24 protein-coding genes are annotated in these 25,727 nt (G+C 53.9%); 15 read left to right on the top strand and 9 right to left on the bottom strand.

Going from position 1 to position 25,727, the window contains the following annotated elements:
* Positions 1-11: 11 nt before the first annotated feature.
* From plsY to TH4_RS09890, 4 genes are all read right to left on the bottom strand, one after another.
* Positions 12-662, bottom strand: coding sequence for a glycerol-3-phosphate 1-O-acyltransferase PlsY (gene plsY, locus TH4_RS09875; RefSeq protein WP_083997045.1), 651 nt, complete (start codon positions 660-662; stop codon positions 12-14).
* 1 nt (position 663) lies between these two features.
* On the bottom strand, positions 664-1,986 hold the full coding sequence (locus TH4_RS09880) for a dihydroorotase (protein WP_064780934.1): 1,323 nt from the start codon (positions 1,984-1,986) through the stop codon (positions 664-666).
* Complete coding sequence (locus tag TH4_RS09885; RefSeq protein WP_157097736.1) at positions 1,983-2,942, bottom strand: aspartate carbamoyltransferase catalytic subunit; 960 nt, start codon at positions 2,940-2,942, stop codon at positions 1,983-1,985. The genes TH4_RS09880 and TH4_RS09885 overlap by 4 nt, the downstream gene beginning before the upstream one ends.
* A gap of 175 nt (positions 2,943-3,117) precedes the next feature.
* Positions 3,118-4,041, bottom strand: a complete 924-nt coding sequence (locus TH4_RS09890) for an AEC family transporter (protein WP_064780935.1) — start codon at positions 4,039-4,041, stop codon at positions 3,118-3,120.
* A gap of 249 nt (positions 4,042-4,290) precedes the next feature.
* Here TH4_RS09890 and TH4_RS09895 point away from each other — a divergent pair, with 249 nt between their 5' ends.
* A complete protein-coding gene (locus tag TH4_RS09895; protein ID WP_064781045.1) occupies positions 4,291-5,106 on the top strand; it encodes a VOC family protein in 816 nt (271 codons plus the stop codon).
* A 59-nt stretch (positions 5,107-5,165) separates the two neighbouring features.
* Here TH4_RS09895 and ruvX read toward each other — a convergent pair whose 3' ends face one another.
* Positions 5,166-5,690 (bottom strand): Holliday junction resolvase RuvX, encoded by a 525-nt coding sequence (ruvX, locus tag TH4_RS09900; protein ID WP_008890778.1) that lies wholly within the window; start codon positions 5,688-5,690, stop codon positions 5,166-5,168.
* A gap of 445 nt (positions 5,691-6,135) precedes the next feature.
* On the opposite strand from ruvX, the gene TH4_RS09905 reads away from it, so the two are divergent.
* The 7 genes from TH4_RS09905 to gatB all read left to right on the top strand — a co-directional run bounded on the left by TH4_RS09905 (position 6,136) and on the right by gatB (position 14,962).
* Positions 6,136-7,239, top strand: a complete 1,104-nt coding sequence (locus tag TH4_RS09905; protein WP_008890777.1) for an ABC transporter ATP-binding protein — start codon at positions 6,136-6,138, stop codon at positions 7,237-7,239.
* 84 nt (positions 7,240-7,323) lie between these two features.
* Complete coding sequence (locus TH4_RS09910) at positions 7,324-8,442, top strand: extracellular solute-binding protein (protein WP_008890776.1); 1,119 nt, start codon at positions 7,324-7,326, stop codon at positions 8,440-8,442.
* Positions 8,443-8,630: 188 nt separating this feature from the next.
* Positions 8,631-10,220 carry an ABC transporter permease gene (locus TH4_RS09915; RefSeq protein WP_209272180.1) on the top strand — a complete coding sequence of 530 codons (1,590 nt, stop codon included), beginning with the start codon at positions 8,631-8,633 and terminating at the stop codon, positions 10,218-10,220.
* Between the two features lie 4 nt (positions 10,221-10,224).
* Positions 10,225-11,445 (top strand): ABC transporter permease, encoded by a 1,221-nt coding sequence (locus TH4_RS09920; RefSeq protein WP_064780937.1) that lies wholly within the window; start codon positions 10,225-10,227, stop codon positions 11,443-11,445.
* A gap of 290 nt (positions 11,446-11,735) precedes the next feature.
* Positions 11,736-12,026, top strand: coding sequence for an Asp-tRNA(Asn)/Glu-tRNA(Gln) amidotransferase subunit GatC (gene gatC, locus TH4_RS09925; protein WP_008890773.1), 291 nt, complete (start codon positions 11,736-11,738; stop codon positions 12,024-12,026).
* Positions 12,026-13,504 carry an Asp-tRNA(Asn)/Glu-tRNA(Gln) amidotransferase subunit GatA gene (gene gatA, locus TH4_RS09930; protein WP_064780938.1) on the top strand — a complete coding sequence of 493 codons (1,479 nt, stop codon included), beginning with the start codon at positions 12,026-12,028 and terminating at the stop codon, positions 13,502-13,504. The genes gatC and gatA overlap by 1 nt, the downstream gene beginning before the upstream one ends.
* A 3-nt stretch (positions 13,505-13,507) precedes the next feature.
* Positions 13,508-14,962, top strand: a complete 1,455-nt coding sequence (gene gatB / locus TH4_RS09935) for an Asp-tRNA(Asn)/Glu-tRNA(Gln) amidotransferase subunit GatB (protein WP_008890771.1) — start codon at positions 13,508-13,510, stop codon at positions 14,960-14,962.
* Between the two features lie 57 nt (positions 14,963-15,019).
* Here gatB and TH4_RS09940 read toward each other — a convergent pair whose 3' ends face one another.
* The 3 genes from TH4_RS09940 to TH4_RS09950 all read right to left on the bottom strand — a co-directional run bounded on the left by TH4_RS09940 (position 15,020) and on the right by TH4_RS09950 (position 16,651).
* The gene (locus TH4_RS09940) at positions 15,020-15,571 is read right to left on the bottom strand and encodes an NADPH-dependent FMN reductase (protein ID WP_064780939.1); all 552 of its coding nucleotides are present in this window, start codon (positions 15,569-15,571) and stop codon (positions 15,020-15,022) included.
* Between the two features lie 127 nt (positions 15,572-15,698).
* A complete protein-coding gene (locus TH4_RS09945; RefSeq protein WP_064780940.1) occupies positions 15,699-15,899 on the bottom strand; it encodes a heavy-metal-associated domain-containing protein in 201 nt (66 codons plus the stop codon).
* Positions 15,900-15,970: 71 nt separating this feature from the next.
* The gene (locus TH4_RS09950) at positions 15,971-16,651 is read right to left on the bottom strand and encodes a type 1 glutamine amidotransferase domain-containing protein (protein ID WP_064781046.1); all 681 of its coding nucleotides are present in this window, start codon (positions 16,649-16,651) and stop codon (positions 15,971-15,973) included.
* Positions 16,652-16,757: 106 nt separating this feature from the next.
* On the opposite strand from TH4_RS09950, the gene TH4_RS09955 reads away from it, so the two are divergent.
* Together TH4_RS09955 and TH4_RS09960 are read left to right on the top strand one after the other, a co-directional pair.
* Positions 16,758-17,699 carry a LysR family transcriptional regulator gene (locus TH4_RS09955; RefSeq protein ID WP_064780941.1) on the top strand — a complete coding sequence of 314 codons (942 nt, stop codon included), beginning with the start codon at positions 16,758-16,760 and terminating at the stop codon, positions 17,697-17,699.
* A gap of 41 nt (positions 17,700-17,740) precedes the next feature.
* Positions 17,741-18,319, top strand: coding sequence for a thymidine kinase (locus TH4_RS09960; RefSeq protein ID WP_064780942.1), 579 nt, complete (start codon positions 17,741-17,743; stop codon positions 18,317-18,319).
* 20 nt (positions 18,320-18,339) lie between these two features.
* Here TH4_RS09960 and TH4_RS09965 read toward each other — a convergent pair whose 3' ends face one another.
* A complete protein-coding gene (locus TH4_RS09965; protein WP_064780943.1) occupies positions 18,340-18,966 on the bottom strand; it encodes a LysE/ArgO family amino acid transporter in 627 nt (208 codons plus the stop codon).
* 102 nt (positions 18,967-19,068) lie between these two features.
* On the opposite strand from TH4_RS09965, the gene TH4_RS09970 reads away from it, so the two are divergent.
* The 5 genes from TH4_RS09970 to TH4_RS09990 all read left to right on the top strand — a co-directional run bounded on the left by TH4_RS09970 (position 19,069) and on the right by TH4_RS09990 (position 25,652).
* Positions 19,069-19,968 (top strand): LysR family transcriptional regulator ArgP, encoded by a 900-nt coding sequence (locus tag TH4_RS09970; RefSeq protein WP_083997046.1) that lies wholly within the window; start codon positions 19,069-19,071, stop codon positions 19,966-19,968.
* 146 nt (positions 19,969-20,114) lie between these two features.
* Positions 20,115-21,440 carry a paraquat-inducible protein A gene (locus TH4_RS09975; protein WP_064780945.1) on the top strand — a complete coding sequence of 442 codons (1,326 nt, stop codon included), beginning with the start codon at positions 20,115-20,117 and terminating at the stop codon, positions 21,438-21,440.
* Positions 21,437-23,116 (top strand): PqiB family protein, encoded by a 1,680-nt coding sequence (locus TH4_RS09980; RefSeq protein WP_064780946.1) that lies wholly within the window; start codon positions 21,437-21,439, stop codon positions 23,114-23,116. The genes TH4_RS09975 and TH4_RS09980 overlap by 4 nt, the downstream gene beginning before the upstream one ends.
* Positions 23,113-23,709 (top strand): PqiC family protein, encoded by a 597-nt coding sequence (locus TH4_RS09985; RefSeq protein ID WP_083997047.1) that lies wholly within the window; start codon positions 23,113-23,115, stop codon positions 23,707-23,709. The genes TH4_RS09980 and TH4_RS09985 overlap by 4 nt, the downstream gene beginning before the upstream one ends.
* Before the next feature lie 254 nt (positions 23,710-23,963).
* Positions 23,964-25,652, top strand: a complete 1,689-nt coding sequence (locus TH4_RS09990) for a hypothetical protein (protein WP_063089746.1) — start codon at positions 23,964-23,966, stop codon at positions 25,650-25,652.
* Positions 25,653-25,727: the final 75 nt, after the last annotated feature.

Here is a 25,727-nt window from a genome sequence, read left to right on the forward strand (position 1 = left end):
GCATCTTGCGCCTATGAAGCAGGCGTTTCTTCGTCAGCCTGCTTTTTCTTCTGGCCGATCTTGGGCTCTTCGCCGCGGATCAGGCGTTTGATATTGGCATGATGGGCAAGCCAGACAATGACAGCCAGGAACACGCCAAGCCACCCAGCACCGGCATCATTGGCGATGAAGAACGCCGCCAACGGGGCCGCGATCATGGCGATGAGTGCCGAAAGCGAAGAAATCCGGAAAATCAGCGCCATCACCAACCAAGTCAGCGCAGCACAAAGGCCCATGATCCAGTTGACGGCGGCAAGCGTGCCAAGGGTGGTGGCGACCCCTTTGCCACCCTTGAACCGCAGCCAAATCGGGAACATATGGCCAATAACTGCGGCACCGCCGGCAAAGATGCCTTGCTCCGCACCATAAAGGTGGGTGAACAGCAGTGCAGCAAAGGCGCCTTTGCCCGCGTCGCCGATCAGGGTCAGGAAGGCCAATCCCTTGCGACCTGTACGCAGAACGTTGGTTGCGCCGATATTGCCGGAACCAATCTGGCGGATGTCGCCAAGTCCCGCCATGCGGGTCAGAACCAGACCAAACGGGATAGAGCCCAACAGGTACCCACAGACCGTCGCAACCTGGAGCGACATCAACATTGCCTTATAGGTGGCATCAAGTTCCATTTCAGGCACCTTCCGAGAAGACTTCGCGGCCATCAATCAGGGTGCGCAGAACGCGTCCCTGTGTCAGACGGCCGTCAAACGGTGAATTTTTCGATTTCGAATGGAACTGGTAAGGATCAATTTTCCACGGGCGATCCGGATCAAAGATCACCAGATCGGCCGCGGTTCCTACTGCCAGTGTTCCGGCCCCTTTGATGCGAACCAGTTCGGCTGGTGTGCGGGTCAGTTTGGTAATCACATCGAGCAGCGACATATGCCCGTTGTGATAAAGCTCCAACGCCATCGGAAGCAGCGTTTCAAACCCAACAGCACCGGCAGCGGCCTGCGCAAAGGGCAGGCGTTTGGAGTCAGCATCTTGCGGGTTGTGGTCCGACGCAATGGCGTCAATCGTGCCATCGGCAAGGCCAGCAACAATCGCCTGACGGTCATCCTCGGAACGAAGCGGCGGTGACAGCTTGGCGAACGTACGGTAATCCGAAACCGCATTCTCATTCAGTGCGAAATAGGGCGGTGCGGTATCGCAGGTGACTTTAAGCCCGCGTTTCTTCGCCTTGCGGATGACTTCCACCGATTCACCGGTCGAAATATGGGCGAAATGCAGGCGCCCGCCGGTCATTTCAACCAGTCGCAAGTCGCGTTCGATCTGAATAACTTCGGCCAGTGGTGAGACACCGGAAAGGCCAAGGCGGGTTGCCAGTTCGCCGCTATTCATCGACGCCCCCTTGGAAAGCTCGGGCTCCTCAGGGTGTTGGACGATCATGCCATCAAAGAACGTGGAATAGGACAGGGCCTGACGCAGCAGGCGTGCACTGGCAATGGTCTTGATCCCGTCGCAAAAGGCAACGGCACCGGCCTGATGAAGCAGGCCCATCTCGGTGATTTCCTGCCCCTCGATGCCCTTGGAGACTGCGCCATAGACAAATACCTTGGCCAGACCCACCTTGCGGGCGCGACGGGCAATGAATTCGACGCCGGCTACGTCATCAATCACCGGATCGGTGTTGGGCAGGGCAATAATGGTGGTGACGCCACCGATTGCCGCCGATTTGCCAGCGGTTTCGATGGTTTCCTGATGTTCAAATCCCGGTTCACGCAGTTGGGCGCGCATATCAACCAGACCCGGTGCCAGGCATGCACCGCCAAGGTCAATGACTTCAAAACCATCGGGAACGGTGCCTTCGGTGATGTCCGGGCCGCTTTTGGCGATGGTGTCATCTTCAATCAGGAGGCCACCGGTTTCATCGGTTTGTTTGACCGGATCAAGCAGCCTGGCATTGATGAAGGCTTTTTTGCCGGCACCTTTGGCGCGAATGGCGGGGCTCATGCCTGACCTCCGATCTTTCTGTGGTTCTGCACAAGCAATTCAAGCGCTGCCATGCGCACAGCAACGCCCATTTCGACCTGTTCGCGAATGACGGAACGTTCAACGTCATCAGCCACTTCACTGTCGATCTCGACACCACGGTTCATCGGCCCGGGATGCATAATCAGGGCATCGGGTTTGGCGTTGGCAAGCTTTGCACGGTCAAGGCCGTGGAAATGGAAGTACTCACGCACCGATGGGATGAAGCTGCCTTCCATGCGTTCCAGCTGCAGACGCAACATCATGACGATGTCGCAGTCTTTCAGGCCTTCTTCCATGTTATGGAATATTTCGACACCCATCCGGTCGATCTTCGACGGGATCAGGGTTGGCGGGGCGACAAGGCGTACACGCGATCCCATCGTGTTCAAAAGCAGGATATTGGAACGTGCGACACGCGAATGAGCGATATCGCCACAGATGGCAACATTCAGGCGATGCAGGCGTCCCTTGTGGCGGCGGATGGTTAGCGCATCAAGAAGTGCCTGAGTCGGATGTTCGTGGCGACCGTCGCCTGCATTCAGAACCGCACAATTGACCTTTTCGCTCAGAAGCTTGACCGCGCCACTATCGCCATGGCGGACAACCAGTGCATCCGGGGTCATGGCATTAAGGGTCATCGCCGTATCAATCAGGGTTTCGCCCTTTTTGACCGAACTCGTGCCCACTGTCATGTTGATAACATCAGCCCCCAGACGTTTGGCCGCCAGTTCAAACGATGTCAGCGTCCGGGTGGAGTTTTCGTAAAACAGATTAACGACTGTCGCGCCGGCCAGAATATTGCTGGTCTTGTCTGCGGAGCGATTTTTTTCCGCATAGTGCTGGGCGCGGTCCAGAATAAGGGTGATTTCCCCGGGGGTCAGACCCTCGATCCCGAGGAGGTGTGGGTGCGGATAATGATCCGCCGCTGGTCCCATGACGCTCATGGCGTTGCACATTTCCCTTGGATGATCTTTGAAAAATTTCGGGCGGAGCATAACGAATTGCCCCTGTCACGAAAAGTTAAATATTGCCGGTAATACCGATGCGATCGCATCAAATTTCCTGACTGATCGGTCAGGTTTCAGGCGGCGAAGGCCAGACGATCGGCGATCAGACAGCCTGGGTCAAAATGGCGATCACCGGCATGGTGATAATCGCAAGCAGGGTGTGAACGGTGATGATGCTGGCCATCATCTGGGCATCGCCCCCCATCAGGCGCGCAAGAACATAAGCACTGGCAGAGCAGGGCAGTGCAGCATAAAGCACCACCGCCGCAAGTTCGATATCGGGCAGTCCCAGCATAAGACACAGACCAGCTGCAATCGCTGGGCTCAACACCAGTTTTCCAACACTTGAAACCCCGACCGGGAAACCTGCGCGCCGTGCAGCCGACAGATCAAGCCCGGCGCCAACGGCAAGAAGCCCGATGGGCAGGGCCGCGCGTCCAAGCACCTCAAGAAAGGGGCCAATGATTGGCGGCAAGCCAATTCCCAGAACGTTAAACAGGCTACCCAGCACGCATGCCATCAGAAGCGGATTTTTTGCCACATCACGCAGCAATGACAAAACGCCGGGCTTGCGATCATTTTCACCCAGATGGGCACATGCCAAAACGGAAATAACGTTAACTGTGGGTACGACCAACGCGACGCAAAGGGCAGTAACGGTTAGTCCGTGTGTGCCAAGCAAGGCCGCGGCAACGGCAAGCCCGATATAGGTGTTTGGCCGGATGGCGCCTTGCACCAGCGATGAAAATGTTGGTGCGGAAACCTTCAAAACGGGGCGCACCACAAGGATCAGTGCGGTACAGATCGCAATCGTGCCCAGCATTGCCGTCGCAATCCCCAACAGTGGCAGGCTGCCAAGGTCTGCTTTGGCGGTGTTGGAAAAAAGAAGGGCCGGGAAGGTGATGAAATAAGTCAGTTTCTCTGCACCTGGCCAAAAACTGTCGGGCAGGAAACGTCGTTCACGCAGCACATACCCGACAACGATCAGGGCAAAGGTCGGCAGAAGTGCTGAGAGAATGGCAAGCATCAGGTGGCTTTCATCACGTAATGAAGAAGAACTTTCAACGTCACCATACTGTTATCACCGATCTGAGCACGGTGAAATACGCTCGCAATATCTAATTGGCATAGATGACTAAAATTCAGTTGGTGTCGAGTTGTTCTTTGCCGGTGTTTTCCGATGTGATAGTCAGCACATCCAACAGGTTTTGGCGTCGATAGACTGTTTGTTCTGCAAAGTCGTCCAGCTCGCTGAATGTTCAAGGAAAGGGACGCCATGTCACGCGCGATTGATCACATTGTATTATGTGTGAATGATCTTGATGCCGCGATAGCTGTCTATACGCAGCTCGGATTCACAGTGACCCCGCGTGCAGTTCATCCCTTTGGTACCGGTAATGCCCTGATCCAGCTTGACGGCATGTATATCGAACTTCTTGCGGTGATTGATCCGGACAAGATTGCCGAAACGGACCTTGCCCAGCCATTTTCGTTTCCGATCTACAATCGCGATTATCTGCGTCATCGCGAAGGCATGTCGATGCTGGCCCTGCAATCGCGCGATGCCGAACAGGACAGACAAAAATTTATCGCAGCCGGTGCCGCAGTGCCGCCGGTATTTCACTTTGAACGCGATGCCAAGACGCCTGATGGTGAAACAGTCGGCGTTGCCTTTTCGTTGGCTTACGCCAACCATCCGCTGTTGCGGCATGCGGTGACCTTTGTGTGTCAACATCGACACCCGGTGCAGAATTTCTATTTCCCTGACTATCAAAGTCATCAGAATGGCGCTGTTGCGATTAGCAAGGTTCTTGTTGATCACTGGGCAGCCGAAGCGGTACACGACTTTTATGAGGAAATCGGAGTCGACGCGATTGTCGATGTCTTGCATGGCGATGAACTGATTTCACGCTATGGGGTAGAGGATTCCGCATTTCCGACAGACGGATTTGCTGGCTTTGAATTAATTGTCGATGACATCGCGAAAATTACCGATGCTGCTGTCGCAATGGGGGCCGTTGAAAAAGACGGCATGCTTATCATTCCGCCTTCACGGTTCTTCGGGGTGATGATGGTGATCAAAGCCAAATAAAAAGCTGCCTGAATGAACAGGCAGCTTTGATCTTGTTGGTCATGGCAGACTGACGGTTATCAGTCCTCTTCAGCCTCGATATCATCATCGTCGGCTTCGGCGTTCTCGCCGGGATCGGTATGGCGGTTCAAATGATCCAGTGCGCCTTGCAAGATATAAGCAGCAGCTGTCTTGTCGACGACTTCAGCGCGGCGTTTGCGGGTCATATCGACTTCTTCAATCAGAATACGCTCGACCGCGTTTGTTGACAGGCGCTCGTCCCACATCAAAACCGGCAGGTCGATATACTTTTCCATTTCGTCGATAAAGGCATAGACGCGATGGCACGCCTTGCCGATCGAACCATCAAGTTCGCGCGGGAAGCCGATGATAATGCCGCCGACATTCTGTTTGTCGATAATCGACGAAAGCTGGGCAATATCGCGTGTGAACTTCTTTCGTGAAATCAGCTCATACGGTGAGGCAATCTGCAGCCCTACATCTGATAGGGCTACGCCAATTGTTTTGGTGCCCAAATCAAGGCCCAATACACGTGCTGCCGGTGGCAAGAACCGCAGCAATTCCTGAGTGTCATTGCAAATCATGGCGACCTTATAGGAGTCTTTTTGCGAAAATGCCAGCGCAAAGCAAATGTATCGTTTTCCGATTTATGGAAGAAACGACGCCGAGTTGAGGGTGTGAGCGCATTTTATTCTAAATGCAGCCAAGAATGGCGGACTTCCTAGCGTAAAAATCTTTCTGAATGATGAGGGGTTGAAGTGCCTCAGCAGGTTTGTTTTAATATCGCACTGCCGAAATTGATCGAAATCGAAATATGCAGGGCGAAACAGGCAGACCGAATGCGCAGATCATCTTGAGAGAAAGAAAACAGAAAGAGGCAGCGCACCTATTACACGTGAGTGTCGCAATGCTTCTATCCACGGGGTTCGGGAACCGTCATGCTCGACAGGTTCCAGTTGATTTCCGCATACAAAAATCACCAAAAGCGAAAACGCTGAACAAACAATGACAAATCAGGGGGTATAGGGTTTGGCCGACGGTGCATCAAATGAAGCGTTCGTTGAGTTTGAACGTGTACAGAAAAGTTATGACGGCGAGACACTCGTCGTTAAAGATCTCAACCTAACAATGCCTAAAGGCGAGTTCCTGACGATGCTTGGTCCGTCAGGGTCTGGCAAGACGACTTGTCTTATGATGCTTGCCGGCTTCGAAACCGCGACCCACGGCGATATCCGCCTTGGTGGCGTTTCGATCAACGATATCCCGCCGCACAAGCGTGGTATCGGCATGGTCTTCCAGAACTACGCGCTCTTCCCGCACATGACCATTGCCGAAAATCTGGCTTTCCCGCTTGAGGTCCGCAAATTGGGCAAAGCGGAACAGGAAGAGAAGGTCAAACGCGCACTCGATATGGTCGAAATGGGAAGCTTCGGTGGCCGTCGTCCGGCACAGCTTTCCGGCGGCCAGCAACAGCGTGTCGCGTTGGCCCGTGCGCTTGTGTTCGAACCTGAACTGGTTCTGATGGATGAGCCGCTCGGTGCGCTTGATAAACAGCTTCGTGAAAAGATGCAGTTTGAAATCACGCATCTGGCCCATCAACTTGGCATTACCACGGTTTACGTCACCCACGACCAGACCGAGGCATTGACCATGTCCGACCGCGTCGCTGTGTTTGACGACGGCCGCATTCAGCAGCTTGCACCGCCAGATAAACTGTACGAACAGCCCGAAAACAGCTTTGTCGCGCAGTTCATTGGCGAAAACAACACGCTCGAAGGTGTCATCAAGGAAATCAAGGGCAACACCTGTGTTGTCCAGCTTGATGGTGGCGAAATCATTGATGCCGTTCCGGTCAATGTCAGCCAGGTGGGTGAACGTACACGCGTTTCGATCCGTCCTGAACGTGTTGAATACAACCGTGATCGCCTGCATGCCGATGCGCATACGCTCAAGGCCGAGGTACTGGAGTTCATCTATATGGGTGACATCTTCCGTACACGCCTGCGTGTGGCCGGCAATGATGAGTTTATCATCAAGACCAGGAACGCACCGGACCAGGTGCGTCTGAAGCCGGGTCAGGAAATCGAGATTGGCTGGCTTGCAGAAGATTGCCGCGCGCTTGATGCGTCGTAACTTTTAGTCAGGCAGATACAGGACCGGTACGCCCGGGTGCTGGTCCTCAACGAATAGTCCGGGAAACAATCAGGGAGTCTATTAATGCAGCTTATTAAAACCCTTACAGCATCAACAGCTTTGCTTGTTGTGGCGGCAGGCGCAGCCTATGCCGACGACCACATGGCGTCCGACATGACGCTGGTCAGCTGGGGCGGTGCCTATCAGAACAGCCAGATCAAGGCTTATGCTGAGCCTTATATGGAAATGAACCCGGGTGTTTCGATCACCTGGGATGAAAGCTCGAACGAAGCCGTTGCAAAACTGCGCGCAATGAACGAAGCCAACAACGTGACCTGGGATCTGGTTGACGTGGTTGCTGCTGATGCAATGCGCCTTTGCGATGAAGGCCTCGCAATGGAAATCGACCCGAACGAAGTTCTTGCAGAAGCGCCGGATGGCACCTCGGCAGAAGATGACTTCGGTGATCTCCTCGTAAGTGACTGCTTCATCCCGCAGATCGTTTATTCGACCACGTTTGGTTACCGTGAAGACATGGTTCCGGCTGGAACTCCGGCACCGACCGATATCTGTGCCCTGTTCGACACCGAAACCTATCCGGGCATGCGTTCGCTTGAAAAACGCCCGATCAACAACATGGAATGGGCTCTGCTCTGCGATGGTGTTGCCAAGGACGAAGTTTACAGCGTTCTTGAAACCCCGGAAGGTCAGCAGCGCGCTCTTGATAAGCTGGCAACCATCAAAGACAGCGTTATCTGGTGGAGTGCTGGTGCAGATACCCCGCAGCTTCTGGCTGACGGCGAAGTCTTCATGGGCTCGACCTACAACGGTCGTCTGTTCTCCGCAATCGAAGAGCAGGATCAGCCGATCGCCATGCTCTGGGACGCGCAGGTCTTTGACCTTGACGGCTGGATCATTCCGTCCGGTCTTCCGGAAGAGCGTCTGAACCGCGTTCTGGACTTCGTGAAGTTCGCAACCGACACCCAGCGTCTTGCTGACCAGGCTGCTTACATCTCGTACGGTCCGGCTCGTTTCTCCTCGGCACCGCTCGTTGGTAAGCACGCCGAACTCGGTATCGACATGGCTCCGCACATGCCGACCGACCCGGCAAACGCCAAGAACACGTTCCTCTATAACTACGAGTTCTGGGCTGACTACCGTGACGACATCGATGCCAAATTCCAGGCTTGGCTTGCTCAATAAGAGCTAAGGGTAGGGGGCCGTTCGCGGCCCCCTTTACCGACCAATTCGCTAAACAATAAATTGCCGGTCGAAACAATAGACCGAAAACACCGGGGCAGGCTTACGGGGGCGTAATGGGTGATACATCTCAAGAAGTAGTGTTAGCTGCTGATGGCAGACCGCTAAAACAAAGTCTACGAAGGGCATTGATGCGCCAGAAAATGCGCGCGCTCATGCTGGTTGCGCCACTTTTGATCTTTGTGGTCGTGACTTTTATCGTACCGATTCTCTCGATGCTTTTCCGGTCGGTTGAAAACGACATTGTGCCGAACACGATCCCGGGAACCGTGATTGCGCTTTCCCAGTGGGATGGATCAAGCGGGGAACCGCCGCACGAAAACGTTTACCGCAATCTTTACATTGATTTATTCAAGGCAGAGGAAGCTAAACAGCACACCCGCCTTGGTTCTCGCCTGAACTACGAGCAATCCGGATTGTCATCCTTGTTCCGGACCACGGGGCGGTCGCTTGATGACATCGGTGAACTTTGGCAGGATCCGCTTGAAGATATTGATCCGAACTTCGAAGAAGGTTCTTTCTGGTTCGAAATGATGTCGGGCACAGGCGGCGAAGATTTCCTTGAAACACGCCGTGAACTGATGGCGCTGATGTCTGATGAAGACATGAGTGGTGATGTCGGCTTTGTGCCGTCAGAAGAAATCATTCAATTGCTGCCCTGGACCGCACGTGCTTATACCGACTTTGCGTTGTGGGCCGCGATCCGCGATGGCGACACCGTTGCCGAGGAAGATCCATGGGAGTCCGTTTATGGCGCCCTTGGTATGGACCTGACCAATCCGGATACTGTTTCGGCGATCAACAGCTATAACGGTGCGGGCGCAAGCGCCTTGCAGACGGCGGCTGCGAATATTGATCAGCTGCCACAATTCGGTTTCCGCGAAGCTTTCACCGAAGAAGACAAAGATTGGGGCTCTGCTGATATCTGGGCAACCATCAAGCTCTATTCGCCAAGCATGACCCCGGGCTACTTCCTGAATTCCGTCGATATGACGCTGACGCCCGACGGGATCGTGATGAAGCCCGAAAATCAGCAGATTTATACGACGCTGTTCATGCGTACACTGATCATGGCGCTGATCATTACCGCAAGCTGCATTGTTCTTGGCTATCCGGTGGCATGGTTGCTTGCCAATCTGCCAATGCGTACGGCAAGTATCCTGATGATTTTGGTTCTGCTGCCGTTCTGGACGTCGCTTTTGGTGCGAACGTCGGCCTGGAAGGTCTTGTTACAGCAGCAAGGGGTGATTAACGAAATCCTTGTCTGGCTTGGCTTCGTTAACGATGCGGATCGCCTTGTTCTCATGAATAACGCAACAGGTACGGTCATTGCGATGACCCACATCCTGCTGCCGTTCATGATCCTGCCGCTGTATTCGGTGATGAAAACCATTCCGCCAAGCTATCAGCGCGCTGCCAAGTCACTTGGTGCGACGAACTGGACGGCCTTCTGGCGTGTCTATTTCCCGCAGTCGGTTCCGGGTATTGGTGCTGGTTCGATCCTCGTGTTCATTCTTGCGATCGGTTACTACATCACGCCGGAAATCGTTGGTGGTACGGATGGTGTCTTCATCTCCAACCGAATTGCCTATCACATTTCAAGTTCGCTCAACTGGGGCCTTGCGGCCGCACTCGGGTCCATCCTTCTCGTCGTCGTTCTTGGCCTTTACTGGTGCTACGACAAGATTGTGGGCATCGATAACGTGAAGTTGGGGGGCTAAGAACATGAATGAAGTAATCTCGTACGTAAGACGGCCCGAACTGATGACCTTCACGATGCCACTGGTGGCCTTGTTAGGCGCGATGTTCGGGTTCATTACCGGCAACATCTTTGGCAGCCCGTGGGTCGGGTTCGTCATCGGTGCTGTGCTCGGGGCGGCACTGGCCTTTGTGTTCTCGAAAATCGTCAAGGTGAAAAGCAAACAGAAAACGCTGGCAACCGGCGTGCTTTTCGGCGGTGTAGGCATGATTTTCGGTGGGCTTGGCGGCCTGTTTGGGGGATTCCTTGTCGGTATTTCGATGGGCTGGTTTGCCAACTGGGTTGGAAGTGGTCGATATCGTGCCGGCGTTCCGATCTATTACACGCCGGGTCAGGTTCTTTGGCACAACGCATTCCTGTTTATCTGCGCGTTTGTGTTTTTCTTCCTGATCGCACCGCTTCTGCCGGTGATCTGGCTCAGCTTCAATGCCGAGAACTTCTTTACCTTCACGCCAGAAATGCTGAGCTTCAAGGCAGAGGGGTACAGCCTCAAGCATTATCGCGATTTCCTTGGTACCGACGAATGGATGGTGCCGCTTAAGAACTCGTTGATTATTGCGCCGATTGCGACGCTGATTTCGGTATCCCTTGGGACCCTTGCAGCGATTGGCCTCAGTCAGTCGCACGTGCCGGGCCGTCAGGCGATGATGGCGGTGCTTATTTCGCCGATGATCGTACCGTTGATCATTTCGGCGACCGGCATGTTCTTCTTCTATGCGCCGCTGGGCAACTGGCTTGAGCTTAACCTTGGGCTTAATCAGGCATTTGTCGGCTATGTGAAGGTGATCCTGGCGCATGCTGTTCTGGGGATTCCGTTTGTCATCATCACGGTCACCGCGACGTTGGTTGGCTTTGACAAGTCACTGACCCGTGCGGCGGCAAACATGGGTGCAAACCCGGTTACCACCTTCTTCAAGGTTCAGATGCCACTTATCCTGCCGGGTGTTATTTCGGGCGGTCTGTTTGCCTTTATCACCTCGTTTGATGAAGTGGTTGTGGTCTTGTTTGTCGGTTCTGCCCGTCAGCAAACCCTGCCATGGCAGATGTATACCGGCCTGCGCGAACAGATCTCGCCGACCATTCTGGCAGCCGCGACGATCCTTGTATCTGTCTCGATCCTGCTGCTTCTGACCGTGGAACTGTTGCGTCGTCGTTCCGAACGTCTGCGCGGTATGAGCCCGGGCTAAGCCGATCAGGCATTCTGTCCCGCGATACGGGGCAGCACATAAATACGAAACAGGCCGGCAACATTCTTGTTGTCGGCCTGTTTGTTTTCGTGTGCCCGATCCGATCTGGGCAGGTGATATTTTTGCGCGTGACAGTTTTATGAGCCAGACAGCGCGAGAACACGTGTTCTTCGTTGCTTCGAACCCTTGCGGCAGGGGCGGCGGGGTGCTAGTTTCCGCGCTGTAATTCACGTTCTGGCAGATATCTCTCTGCCGGGTTTTTTGTCATTCCTTAAGAGAGACTTTCATCCATGTCGTCTTTGGATAAGGAAACAGTTCGCCGTATTGCCTATCTTTCACGTATCAACGTGTCCGAAGAAGGCCTTTCCGAACTGGCGGGAGATTTGACCCGTATCCTCGATTTTGTCGAGGAACTGCAAGAAGTTGATGTTGAAGGCTGCGAGCCGCTGACATCTGTTGCCGATCTGACCCTGCCGCTGCGCAAGGACGAAGTCACCGATGGCAATATCCAGCAAAAAGTGCTGTCAAACGCACCGATGACCGATGCTGGCTGTTTTGTTGTGCCCAAGGTGGTTGAATAATGACTGATCTGACAAAGCTGACACTTGCAGAAGCCCGCGACGGGCTTGCAAAGGGTGATTATACCTCGGTCGAACTGACCGAAGCACACCTGAAATCGATGGACGCACATCGCAATCTGAATGCGTACATCACCGAAACCCCGGAAAAGGCCATGGAAATGGCCAAGGCATCCGATGCCAAGCGCGCCAAGGGCAGTGCTGGCAAGATGGAAGGCCTGCCGATTGCGGTCAAAGACCTGTTCTGCACCGAAGGTGTTCAGACCACGGCGGCGTCGCACATCCTTGAAGGTTTCAAACCGGAATATGAATCCACTGTCACCAGCAACCTGTTTGGTAATGGTGCGGTGATGCTGGGCAAGGCGAACCTTGATGAGTTCGCCATGGGGTCATCGAACACCTCGTCCTATTACGGCAACGTGATCAACCCGTGGAAAGACAAATCCGGCAAGGATCTGGTTCCGGGGGGCTCATCTGGTGGTTCGGCGGCTGCTGTTGCTGCCAACATGGCGCTGGCAGCCACCGGTACTGATACCGGCGGCTCGATCCGTCAGCCGGCATCCTATTGCGGTATTGTTGGTCTGAAGCCGACCTATGGTCGTTGTTCGCGCTGGGGTATTGTTGCCTTCGCAAGCTCGCTTGATCAGGCTGGCCCGATGACCAAAACCGTGCGCGACGCGGCAATCATGCTGGGTTCGATGGCGGGTCATGACGCCAAGGACAGCACGTCTGCACCGATTGCCGTGCCTGATTTCGAAGCAGCCCTGACCGGTGACATCCGTGGCATGAAAATCGGTATTCCGAAAGAATACCGCGTTGACGGTATGCCAGAAGAAATCAGCAAGCTTTGGGATAACGGCGTTGCCATGTTGCGCGACGCCGGTGCCGAAGTTGTCGATGTGACCCTGCCGCACACCAAATACGCCCTGGGCACTTATTACATCGTCGCCCCGGCAGAGGCGTCGTCGAACCTTGCACGGTATGACGGCCTGCGTTACGGCCAGCGTGTCATGGATGACGGCGACAGCCTTGATGACATGTACATGAAATCCCGTGCGGCTGGTTTCGGCAAGGAAGTCCAGCGCCGTATCATGATCGGTACCTATGTGCTGTCGGCTGGTTATTATGACGCCTATTACAACAAGGCGCTTAAAGTCCGTCGTCGCATTTATCAGGACTTCGAAGGTGCGTTTGGTCAGGTTGATGCGATCCTGACCCCGACCGCACCGTCTGCGGCCTTTGCCATTGGTGAAAACGAAGGTGATCCGGTCAAGATGTATCTCAATGACGTCTTTACCGTTCCGGCAAGCCTTGCGGGTCTTCCGGGCATTTCGGTGCCGACCGGTCTTTCGGCCGAGGGATTGCCGCTGGGTCTTCAGCTGATTGGCAAGCCGTTTGATGAAGAAACCGTTCTGCGTGTTGGGGGCGTGCTCGAAAGTGCTGCCAACTTTACCGCAAAACCTGCCGGGCAGGAGGGCTGATCCATGAGCTATATTCTTGAAGGTTCTACCGGCCCGTGGGAAATCGTTGTCGGTCTTGAAGTCCACTGCCAGGTCATTTCCAAGTCCAAGCTGTTTTCAGGTGCTTCGACCAAGTTCGGTAATGAACCCAACAGCAACGTCAGCCTCGTTGATGCGGCCATGCCGGGCATGCTTCCGGTCGTGAACGCTGAATGTGTGCGTCAGGCGGTTAAAACCGGTCTGGGTCTTAAGGCCAAGATCAACAAGGAAAGCGTTTTTGCCCGCAAAAACTATTTCTATGCCGATTTGCCGCAGGGCTATCAGATTTCGCAGTTCGACAAACCGATTGTCGGCGAAGGCACGATCATTCTGGATATGCCTGATGGTTCGACCAAGTCGGTTGGCATTGAACGCCTGCATCTTGAACAGGATGCTGGTAAATCGATGCACGATCAGGACCCGAAATATTCGCATATCGACCTGAACCGTTCGGGTGTGGCGCTGATGGAAATCGTTTCCATGCCAGACATCCGTTCGCCGGAAGAAGCCGGCGCATACCTGACCAAGCTGCGCGCGATTGTGCGTTATCTTGGCACATGTGATGGCAACATGAACGAAGGCTCCATGCGTTGTGATGCCAACGTTTCTGTACGTCGTCCGGGCGAAGGTTTTGGCACCCGTTGCGAGATCAAGAACGTCAACTCCATCCGTTTCGTGATGCAGGCGATCGAGATTGAGGCGAAACGCCAGATCGAAGTGATCGAAGGTGGCGGCGAAATCCAGCAGGAAACCCGTCTCTATGATCAGCGTCTGGGTGAAACCCGTTCGATGCGTTCCAAGGAAATGGCACATGATTATCGCTATTTCCCGGATCCGGATCTGCTTCCGCTGGTATTCGACGATGCGTTCATTTCGGAAATCGAAAAAGAACTGCCCGAACTGCCAGATGAGAAAAAAGCCCGCTTCATGCGTGAAAACGGTCTGTCGGCATATGATGCCGGTGTTCTTGTCGCCGAAAAGGAAAAGGCTGATTACTACGAAGTCGTTGCCAAGGGCCGTGATGGCAAACTGGCGGCGAACTGGGTGATCACCAACCTGTTCGGTGCGCTGAACAAGGCAGAAGTCGGGATTGCTGATAGCCCGGTAACGGCCGAAAACCTTGGCAAGCTGATCGATCTGATCTCTGACGACACCATTTCTGGCCGTATCGCCAAGGATGTCTTTGAAATCATGATCGAAACCGGCGGAGATCCGGAAAAGATCGTCGAGGAAAAAGGTCTTAAGCAGATCACCGATACCGGTGCGATTGAAACGGCAATTGACGAAGTCATTGCCGCGAACCCGGACAAGGTTGAAGAGATCCGTGCTGGTAAGGACAAGATGCTTGGCTGGTTCGTCGGTCAGGTCATGAAATCCACGGGTGGCAAGGCCAACCCGGGTATGGTCAACAAGCTGCTGCGCGATAAAATCCTCGGCTGATTGTAATCATCAGACCAAAGAAAAAGCCGCCCGTTTGGGCGGCTTTTTTTTGTATGACTAATGGGCCTGGTTTTGAATTTCGCGTGGAATATCAGCCGTTAAGTGTCTAAGCGCGGCCTCAATTAATGCCCGGCTGGATGGGTCGCGCACGATATCATCAACGTCAAAGTTCTTGCCGTTCAGCGGGATCGTTATGCACGCGTCAGTGACGATGTGTGCATCCATGGTGCGAATGGTTTCAATCAATGCCGCCTGTGCGATTGTTGCCCGGCCAGAAGCATTCAGGCAGGCTACCGGCTTTTGCATGAATTCGCCACTGGCCACCCCCCAATCAAGGGCATTCTTGATCGCGCCGGTGACACCATGGGCATATTCGGGACTGGCGATCAGGACTGCATCCGCGCGGCGAAGTGCATCTCGAAACGCCGCGACATTGCGATCATCGGTGTCCTCATTGTCCGGATTAAAGATCGGAAGGTGGCCCAAACCATCAAACAGATGAACGGTTGCGCCATGGGGGCCTGCAACCTTTTGTGCCGCTTGAAGGAGCGTTCTGTTGATCGATGCTTGGCGAAGGCTTCCGCACAGGGCAGTGATATGAAAAGTCATTTGGTGCCGCTCTCTGTTTGTGGCGATGGTTGCACAAACGAATGGGCAGGGTAAAGAAAAGCCGCCAGTATATTTTCAATACTGGCGGCTCTGACGTTCGGGGGGGCGCGAACGCGGGTGTATGATCCTAGTGGGCTTCAGATGCCGGATAGCCGGCATCGGTGATCGCCGTGATCAGCGCATTGACGTCGGGGTTTCCGGAAACAGCGACTTCGCCATTTGCCAGATCAACCTCGGCACCTTCAACGCCGCTCACCTTGGTTGCGGCCTTGGTCACGGCACTTGCGCAGTGACCGCAGCTCATTTTTTCGACCTTCAGTTTCACCATCAGATTTCTCCATATGATCGGTGTCTATGAACGCAGTATCGAGGTTCCAGTAGATGGAAGGTCAAGCGGTTTTATGCAGACAAAAGTTTGATGACTTCATCGGCCGTTGCATCGCTTGATGCCGGGTTCTGACCGGTGACAAGTTTGCCATCAACAACCGCGTAGGAAGCCCAGTTATCGCCGCGCTCAAACGTTGCACCGTGCTTTTTGAATTCGTCCTCAATTGACAGCGGCACGACGTTTTCAAGGCCGACGGCCTTTTCTTCATCATTGGTGAAGCTGGTAACACGTTTGTCTGAAACGAGCGGTTTGCCATCTGGCGTCTTGGCGTTCACCAAGGCGGCCGGGCCATGGCAGACGGCAGCAACCGGTTTGTTCTGGGCGACAAACTCCTCGATCAGGGCAATGGATTTCTGATCAGTTGCCAGATCCCAGAGCGGACCGTGCCCACCCGGATAGAACAGGGCGTCAAAATCATCGGCTTTCAAATCGTCAAGGGTGACGGTGTTGGCGAAAGCCGCGTTTGCCGCGTCGTCCTTTTCAAACCGTGCGGTCGCATCGGTCAGGGCGTCGGGCACTTGGCTGTTGGGATCAAGGGGTGGCTTGCCGCCTTTGGGGGATGCCAGGGTGATCTCTGCCCCGGCATCCTTGAAGCGATAGTAGGGGGCAGCAAACTCTTCGAGCCAGATACCGGTCTTGTGTCCGGTGTCACCCATCTGATCGTGCGACGTAACAATCATCAAAATACGCATCAGTTCCTCCATGCGTGGAATTCATTTGCACTCATCTTAACTGGCTGACAGAATTTGCGAAAGATTGATGAAGTGAACACATTGTCAAATTTTATGAGCATATAGAATGTCGGCACTTGATGAAGTTCGGGCGATGATGATCTTTGCCCGCGTTGTTGACGAAGGCGGGTTTTCTGCGGCTGCGCGGAAGATGGGGCTCAGCCGTGCTGCCATTTCCCATCAAATTCGCCAGCTTGAGACACGTCTTGGCGTGCCTTTGTTGCGAAGAAGCACACGCAGTTTCAGCCTGACTGATGCGGGCGCGCGCTATTACGACAGTTGCCGCACCATTTCCCTCGAAGCCGAAGCAGCGCGAAAGCGCGTCGAAGAACTGCGTGACGATCCGGTGGGCAAAATATCGCTGACCTGTTCGGTTCATCTTGGCACACTTCGAATTGTGCCGATCCTTGACCGGTTCCGGCAAACATATCCGGGTGTCTCGATCGATGTGCATCTCAGCGACGAAGTTGTCGATCTGATTGGTCGCGGCATTGACATTGCCGTGCGTTCCGGGCCACTGAAAAATTCGGAACTCAAGAATTTCAAACTTTATCAGACCCACAGGATCATTGCGGCAAGCACGTCCTATGTCAGCAAGTTCGGATTACCCGAAAGCCCGGATGATTTGTCTGAACATGAGTGGGTGATGTATAGCCGCGTTCCTGAGACGCTGACGCTTCAATGCGGCGAGGGTACCCGAAATATCCGTGTGTCGGGCAGTGTTCGGGTGGATAACGCGACAGCCAGATTGCAGTTCCTGCGGGGCGGTCACGGATTGGCGGTTGTCCCGCTATGTGATGTTCAGCAGGAAATTGATGCAGGCGAGTTGATCCGGGTTTTGCCTGATTGCAAGCTGCCGGATCTTGAGATCTATGCCGTTTATCCGGGCGGTGTGACCCGCAGTGCAAAGGTTCAGTCGCTTCTGGATTACATGCGCCGTGAAATGCGTGAAATCGATATTTCCCGCAATGGCCAAGTTCAAGGCGACAGCCATATTGATCATTCGTGATTGTTGGGCTATTCCCCTGTGACGACTTTCGGGGGAGACGCATGGCCAATCTGTTTTTCTATTACTCGTCCATGAATGCGGGGAAATCGACCACCTTGCTTCAGGCGAGTTTCAATTACCGCGAACGCGGCATGGAAACGTTGCTGATGACAGTGGCGTTTGATAACCGCTTTGGCGAAGGCAAGATTGCGTCGCGCATTGGTCTTGAAGCACCAGCACTGCTGTTTGATGCCAATACCGATATGACGGCCCTGATCCTTGAGCAGGTCGAAAAGGGCAAAGTCGATTGTGTCCTGATTGACGAGGCACAGTTCCTGTCTAAAGACCAGGTTTGGCAACTTTCCGATATCGCCGACATCCATGGCATTCCTGTGTTGTGCTATGGCATCCGCACCGATTTCCAGGGGCAGCTGTTTGAAGGTTCCAAATGGCTGCTGGCGTGGGCGGACAAGCTTAATGAGCTCAAAACCATCTGCCACTGCGGTCGCAAGGCCGGCATGGTTTTGCGGGTTGATCAAGATGGCAAACCTGTCCGCGAAGGGGCACAGGTCGAAATCGGTGGGAATGACCGTTATGTCCCGGTTTGTCGTCGCCATTTCAAGGAAGCGATGGACGAGTAGGGTGCACTCGATTTGGCTTCCTAGTTCCCGATGAGCGCCCGTATTTCGGGTGCCAGCAGGCTATAGGCCACCAGCCACATAACGCCACAGGTTACGCCATCAATGATCTTCCAGGTGATTGGGCGTGCGACATAGGGGGCAAGCCATGCAGCCCCCAGTGCAATGGCAAAGAACCAGACAAAACTGGCACTCATGGCACCCAGAGCAAAGCCAAGTCTTTCGTCCGCTGGATATTGCCCGCCAATACCACCCAGCATGACAACCGTATCAAGATAGACATGCGGGTTCAAAAGCGTGACGGCCAGTGTGGTCCCAAGAACCGCTTTCCAGCCAGTTTTCGAGATCGCCTTTTCCGACAGTGTTTCGGTTTCAAACAACCGCCTTAGCGCACCAAACCCATACCAGATCAGGAATAAACCGCCGCCCCAGGCCGCAACCTTTGTGAGGAGCGGGTAGGCGGCAATCAGCGTTCCAAGCCCTGCGACGCCCGCTGCAATCAAAACGGCATCACACAAGGCGCAGACGAAGGCCACCATCACCGGATGATTGCGCCGCAATCCCTGACCGAGAACAAAGGCATTCTGCGCGCCAATCGCAATGATCAGTCCGCCGCCAAGACCAAATCCGGTGGCATAGGTTAAAAGCATTCTCTGGTATCCCTTGTACTGTCCTCCGCCGTTGATAGCACCTTTGTCCTTTAAGAAAATCGAATTATACTAAACATGGATTAGTAAAATTGATGGTTGTTCATGCTCGATTACAAATTGGTTGAGGCCTGTGCGGAGGTTATCCGTTTCGGAAGCTTTGAGAAGGCGGCCCGGGCGCTGGGACTAACTCAGTCTGCAATATCCCAGCGGGTCAAGCTGATGGAGGAACGACTTGGTCAGCCAGTGTTGGTGCGCGCCAAGCCGATTGTCCCGACCGTGGCAGGCCAAAGGTTGCTTGCGCATTATCAGAGTGTGCGATTGCTTGAACAAGATCTTGGGGCGGAACTGCCGGAGGTGCGCGCCGAGGGCGAATTTGGTCAGGTAACCCTTGCGGTTAATGCCGACAGTCTGGCGACCTGGTTTGTTGATGTGCCCAAGCTTCTGTTTGAGAAACTTGGCGTTCTGGTGCATTTGGTCGTCGATGATGAATCGCTAAATTATCAATCCTTGCAGGAAGGAAACGTGCTGGGTGCGGTCAGTTTGCGCGATACACCCATTCAGGGATGTCGGGTACGACCGCTGGGCTCCATGCGTTACTTTATGGTGGTTTCACCAGAATTTCAGGAACGCTATTTCAAGGATGGGGTAACGGCGGATGCCTTGCGCGATTGTCCGGCGGTGAATTTTTCCGAACATGATGAACTGCAAAATCAGTTCATTCATCAATACTTCGGACTAAACCCCGGGGAATTCCCCGCTCATACTGTTCCAAGTTCACAGGGTTTCGTGACCCTTGCTGAACAGGGTGTGGCCTACGCCGTCGTTGAACAGCATCAGGCGGAAGAGGGGCTTCGTACCGGAAAGCTGGTTCGTCCGTGTCCGTTTGAAATTGATCGCCCATTATATTGGCATCATAAAACCATCAACAGTCGGCTTCTTGATCAGGTCAACGATATCGTCCTGTCTGAGGCACGCCGTCATCTGCCGGAAATTCCGCAGTAAAATCATGTCTCTCTGAACATTGTTTTGTCTTATTTGCCAAGGACATTCACCGCTGCCAAGTGCCCCGATTTGACTTGCATGCAAAAGTGTCGCTTACTTTGATGTGCGAACCAGTCCGTATAACGGATTGTAAAAACAGGAAAACAATGTCTCATCGACTGATCGCCTGTGAAAATTGCGACTATCTCCATGTCGAGGAAGAAATCCCGACGGGCAGTGTCGCATATTGCGTTCGATGTGGATCGCCGTTGTACCGCGCGGCACAGGTGCGCTTTGACAAACCGTTGGCACTGGCTGTTACGGCCTTTCTGTTGTTCTTGATTGCCAACAGCTATCCGGTTTTGACCTTTGCCATGGAAGGCCGGGTTGAGACCAACACACTAAGCAGTGGTGTGCTGACGTTCTGGCGCGAAGGGTTTCCGTTTTTGGCCATTATGGTCGCCGTCACATCTGTGCTGGCACCGCTGGTCCTGATTCTGGCGCACATCTATGTATTGCTGCCGATCAGCTTGAACCGGCAAGTGCCCGGCATGCAGCAGGTCTGGCGCATTCTGGCGATCATCCGGCCCTGGTCGATGCTGGATGTCTTCCTGATAGGGTTGCTGGTGGCTTTGACCAAGCTTACGGATTTTGCTGACGTCATTGCCGGTCCTGCGTTTTTTGCGATTTGCTGCCTGATCCCGACGGTTCTTCTGATGAATATCACGCTTGATCCGCGCTATGTTTGGCGGCGGTTGGCGCCGGCAAACCTGCGTTATCCGACATCTGAAGATATTGGCGACCAACAAGGTTCAGATCAGCAAGACAGAACACTTCTGACCTGTCACACATGCTCCATGGTTGTTCTGGGCGGCGGGCATGAAAATGTGCGTTGTCCGCGCTGTGGTGCGATGGTGCATCACCGGAAGCCACGTAGCCTGTCGCGTTCATGGGCGTTGTTGCTGGCTGCTGTCATTTTGTACGTGCCGGCAAATGTCTTTCCGATCATGACCGTGACGTATCTTGGCCGGGCAGAGGCCGACACAATACTTTCCGGGGTCAGCGCGCTGGTCCGGGCCGGAGAGTGGCCAATTGCCATCGTTGTCTTTACCGCAAGCATTCTGGTGCCAATCATCAAAATCCTGCTGTTGGGGTGGGTGTATATTGCAACCGCCTTGGGGTTGTCTGGTCCACTCAAGGAGCGCACATTGATTTATCGTATTACGGAGCTGATCGGGCGATGGTCGATGGTTGATGTGTTTATGGTATCGATCCTTGCCGCACTGGTAAAACTTGGAAATATCGCAACAGTTCAACCCGGTTTCGGGGCGGTTGCATTTTGTGGGGTGGTTATTTTGACAATGCTGTCGGCCATGGCCTTTGATCCGCGTTTGATTTGGGATCGCGCCGGTATGCAAACGGTCAAACGACCAAGATTGGCAAGTGTGAAGACAGATCATGACCGCGTTGAAAATCAGGGGATTCCGTCATGAGTGACGCGAAAAGTTCAGAACCGGATCAACAGCCGGAAAAGCCAGACATCCGAACAGGTTGGGGCCGTTTTTCAATTATCTGGCTGGTGCCGCTGGTGGCCTTGATCGTCGGTGGTTGGCTGTTGTGGCGTGATATCGTCTCAAAGGGTCCTGAAATCACCGTTACGTTTGAAGCGGCAGAAGGTCTGTCTGCCGGTAAGACAGCCGTGCGTTATCGCGATGTCGATGTCGGTCAGGTAACAGCCATCAATCTTGCCGACGATATGGAACATGTTATTCTGACGATCCGGATGAACGCGGATTTCAGCGATTACCTGACAGATAAAACGCGGTTCTGGGTTGTGCGTCCACGCGTGAGTGCGCGCGGTATTACCGGCTTGGAAACCATTGTTTCCGGCGCCTACATTGAAGTAATACCGGACAAGTCGGGGGAAAAAGCACGCCAATTTGTTGGCGAGGAGGAGCCGCAATTTATACCTGATGAAGAAAACGGCACGCGTTTTGTCCTGACCGCAGAAGAACTCGGTTCCCTGGGTGAGGGGACACCGGTCCTGCTGCGCGGGATCGAGGTCGGAGAGGTGCTTGATACCGAACTGGATGCCAATGCGGATGGTGTTTCAATCCCCGTATTTATCCGCAAACCTTTCGATGCCCTTGTTAAACGCCAAACCAGATTTTGGGATTCAAGCGGGATTGCCCTTGATCTGAATGCCGAAGGCTTTTCTGTGCGCGCGCAGTCTGTTCGCTCTGTTTTGGCGGGCGGGATCAACTTTTATACGCCGCCCGCAAATGAAAACGACGAAATGGCGACCGCAGATACGGTATTCCGCCTGCATGAAAGCCTTGAGAAGGCCGAGTTGCTTGCTGAGGGATACAGTCAGCGCTACATGCTTTATTTCGACTCTTCGGTTCGCGGACTTTCGCGCGGTGCGCCTGTGGAATTTAACGGTATCCGTGTCGGGACAGTCGAAAGTGTCGACCTGGAATATGTCGTTACACAGCACGCCTTCCGTGTGCCGGTTGAGGTCACACTTGAACCCGAACGCGTAAGCATCGTTGGTGGGCGCCTCGGGGATGTTGACCCGCAGGAAACCATAGAAACCCTGATTGATAATGGCCTGCGCGCCCGCCTCAAGACAGGAAGTTTCATTACAGGTCAGTTGTTTGTCGACCTGTCTATGCATCCGGTTTCCCCGGCGCGCTATCTTGGCAATCAAGAGGGCAATTTGCCGGAACTTCCGACATTGCCGCAAAAGCTGGACGAAATTGCCAATTCGCTAACCAGTCTTCTTGAAAAGGTCGAAACCTTCCCGATTGAAGAAATCGGAATTCGCCTGCTTGGGACCGTGGAGGGCATGGAGAATATCGTCACGTCGCCAGCATTGAATAACGGGATGATCAGCCTGCAACAGGCCGCAGCGGGCATAAATACGCTTGTCACCAATCTGGATGCGAGTGTGTTACCTGCAACCCAGACCGCGCTGGATGCAGCACGCGAGGCACTTGGCGGTGTTCGCGATGTCACCGCGCCAACGTCACCTGTGCGTTACAACCTTGAACAGGCCCTGAAAGAACTCGGAGCAACGGCGCGTTCCCTGCGTGAACTGACCGATTTCCTCGAACAGAACCCGAGTGCCCTTATCCTTGGCAAGAGCGGCCCGGAGGAGAATAAATGATGCGACAGACAGTCCGAAAAATGATCTCCAGATGGGGGGTGCTGCTGGTCGCACCACTATTGGCCGCCTGCGCGTCACCCTCGGTTCCTGACCAATATTATTTGCTGTCACCAATGGTGCAGCCGGTGTCGCCAGCACCCGGTGAAACGACGGTCATTGGTGTTGGGCCGGTGACAATTCCGAGCTATCTCGACCGATCGACGATCGTCACGCGCAGTGCCGCCAATCGGCCGGAGGTCAATTCCGGATACCGCTGGGCCGAACCGCTGGGCGAGAATATCAATCGTGTTCTTATGGATAACCTCGACAGGACCGGGGTTGCCGCACGGCTGGAAGTCTTTCCCTGGAACTCACGGGACATGGTGGAATGGCAGGTGGTTGTCGATATTGACCGTTTTGAACGGCAGGCCGATGGCAATGTTAACCTGACAGCCCGTTGGAAGCTTGTGTATTTCCAAAGTGGGGAAATCGTCACAGCAGCCAAGTATGACAAGGTCAGCACACCAGTCGATCAAACACTCGATAACACCGTTATCGCCATGAGCAGTCTGCTAGCCGATTTGACGGCCGAAATTGCGGCGCGGATACCGTGATTCGTCGGAAAATGACGGTTCACGGCCAAATACGCAGTTCGATTGTCAGAATTTCCCAGCTCCAAGGGCAGGGGAATTCAGGAAATTCTAAAGAAATACCCGAAAGTATATAAAACATCTGCATCGAACTATTGTTTTAGGATCCCGATTAGCAGTATAAGTAAGAATAAATATAAAAATTGGGACACGCGCCTGACTAGTTAAACGGCAGACTTATGCCGCCCAAACAGGAAGTTAGGGAGCCAGAGCGCGTCATGTCGGATACGACATTTGAAGTTATGGTCCAGCGTGGGGATCGCTGGATAATCCATTCGACATTTGATGTCGAACAGGAGGCGGTTACAGAAGCTGAAAAGCTTGTGAAAACCAAGATCTCTGCCGTGCGCGTTATTCGTAACTGGGAACGCGGCGACGGTCGTCATATTGAAAAGGTACTTCTCGAAAAACAAGGTGCGGGCGAGGACCAGGACGATGACGTTCGGGTAACTTCGATCGACGAAGCGCCGTTGTGCGAGACGGATAATGACCTTTTGCAGAAAGAAAGCCGCGCGACCATCAACCGGTTGCTGCGCAAATATTTCGAACAGGAAATTCTGACGCCTTGCGAGGTAATGTACAATTACCAGAACCTGCGCAAGTTGATGTTCCATGACACCTTGATGCCGACCGCGGTTGACAAGGTGGCCGGGCTTCATGCCAAGGCGACGGATGGTGATCACATTGAGGCGATGAACAACCTTCATGGCGCGATTGAGCAGCTATCTGCGCGCGCCCGCGAAGTTGAAAAAGTCGATCTGCCGGCATTCGAAGACGCCACCATTTCGGAAGTGCGTGACGAAATCCGACGCCTCAACCTTGCGGAAGATACCGACTTCCTGACCATGGTTGCGCTGACGCGCGTGCTGTCCTCGACCCGTAACTGGGTCGGGAAGCTTGACCTTGCGCTTAAGGTCAAGGGCGATGAAAAGGACGAAGCCGCCCGCAAGATGATTGATGACGTGATTGCCGATATTCTCGGTTCTCCCGTCGCACTCAAGGAACTGCTTGGCGGTTCCCGCAGCTTTGGCGAAGCGGTGACCCTGCACATTGACCTCGCACTTGGCCGTGCAAAGGGAAATCGCGGTGCTGCTGATGACATTCTTGAACTTCTGAACCCGCTGTTTGGGTCCGGTCTTTTGGCCAACAGTCAGGAAGCGATGTTTGATTACATCGTTCGTGAACTGCGCAGTGCCAATAGCCTGCAACGCCACGAAAGCGATCCGGATCCGCTTGACGGTATCCTTGAACGCCTGATCACAGAGCAGGGCGTGATTTATGGCACGCCGATGGTCAGCGCGATTGCCGAACGTGGTGCTCGGTTGCGCAATGTTGGCGGCCCAAGGGCGCTGATCGAAGGTGTTGCAGAAATCAACAGTCGCCTGATCCCCAACTTCCGGAAGCTGACCTGGCTTATCGCGGTTGCCAATAGCGGGATCGTCGAAGACTTTGCCGACGAACTCTATGAGATGATGCGCGACGCTGTCGGTGATATGCGTGCTTTGCGCGCGTTCTGTGAGCCGGACGCCAAGCCACGCGACAAAATGGCGACCGTCAAACATATGAACGACGTGCTTGCGGCATCAAACGTTCCTGATGAGCAGAAGGCCGAAATCGGCGCCAAGCTTGATGACGGACTGGCAGAGTATCTTGTCCGCGAGAAGGTGATTGAACGCATTGATAATCCGTCTCTGCATTTGCGCAAACGGGCCTATATGCTGGTTCAATTCTGTTCAAGCGGTGTTCTGATTGAGGGCAAATCGGCTGCCATGGCCCGTAAAAGGGTGGTCGGGTATCTGAAACAGCCCAACTTTACCGACAAATTGGTCGATGACATCAAGGACATGACGACCAAGGAAGGCACGATCCGCGATTTCTATGCATTGTTGCAACGAAGCGGGTTCTGACCCGAATACATCCTTTTTGGGCGTTGAATGATGAAAACACCCCGCGAAAGCCGGTTGGCGAGATTCGTGGGGTGT

The organism is Thalassospira tepidiphila MCCC 1A03514, from assembly GCF_001662875.1.
Classification (GTDB): Bacteria; Pseudomonadota; Alphaproteobacteria; order Rhodospirillales; family Thalassospiraceae; genus Thalassospira; species Thalassospira tepidiphila.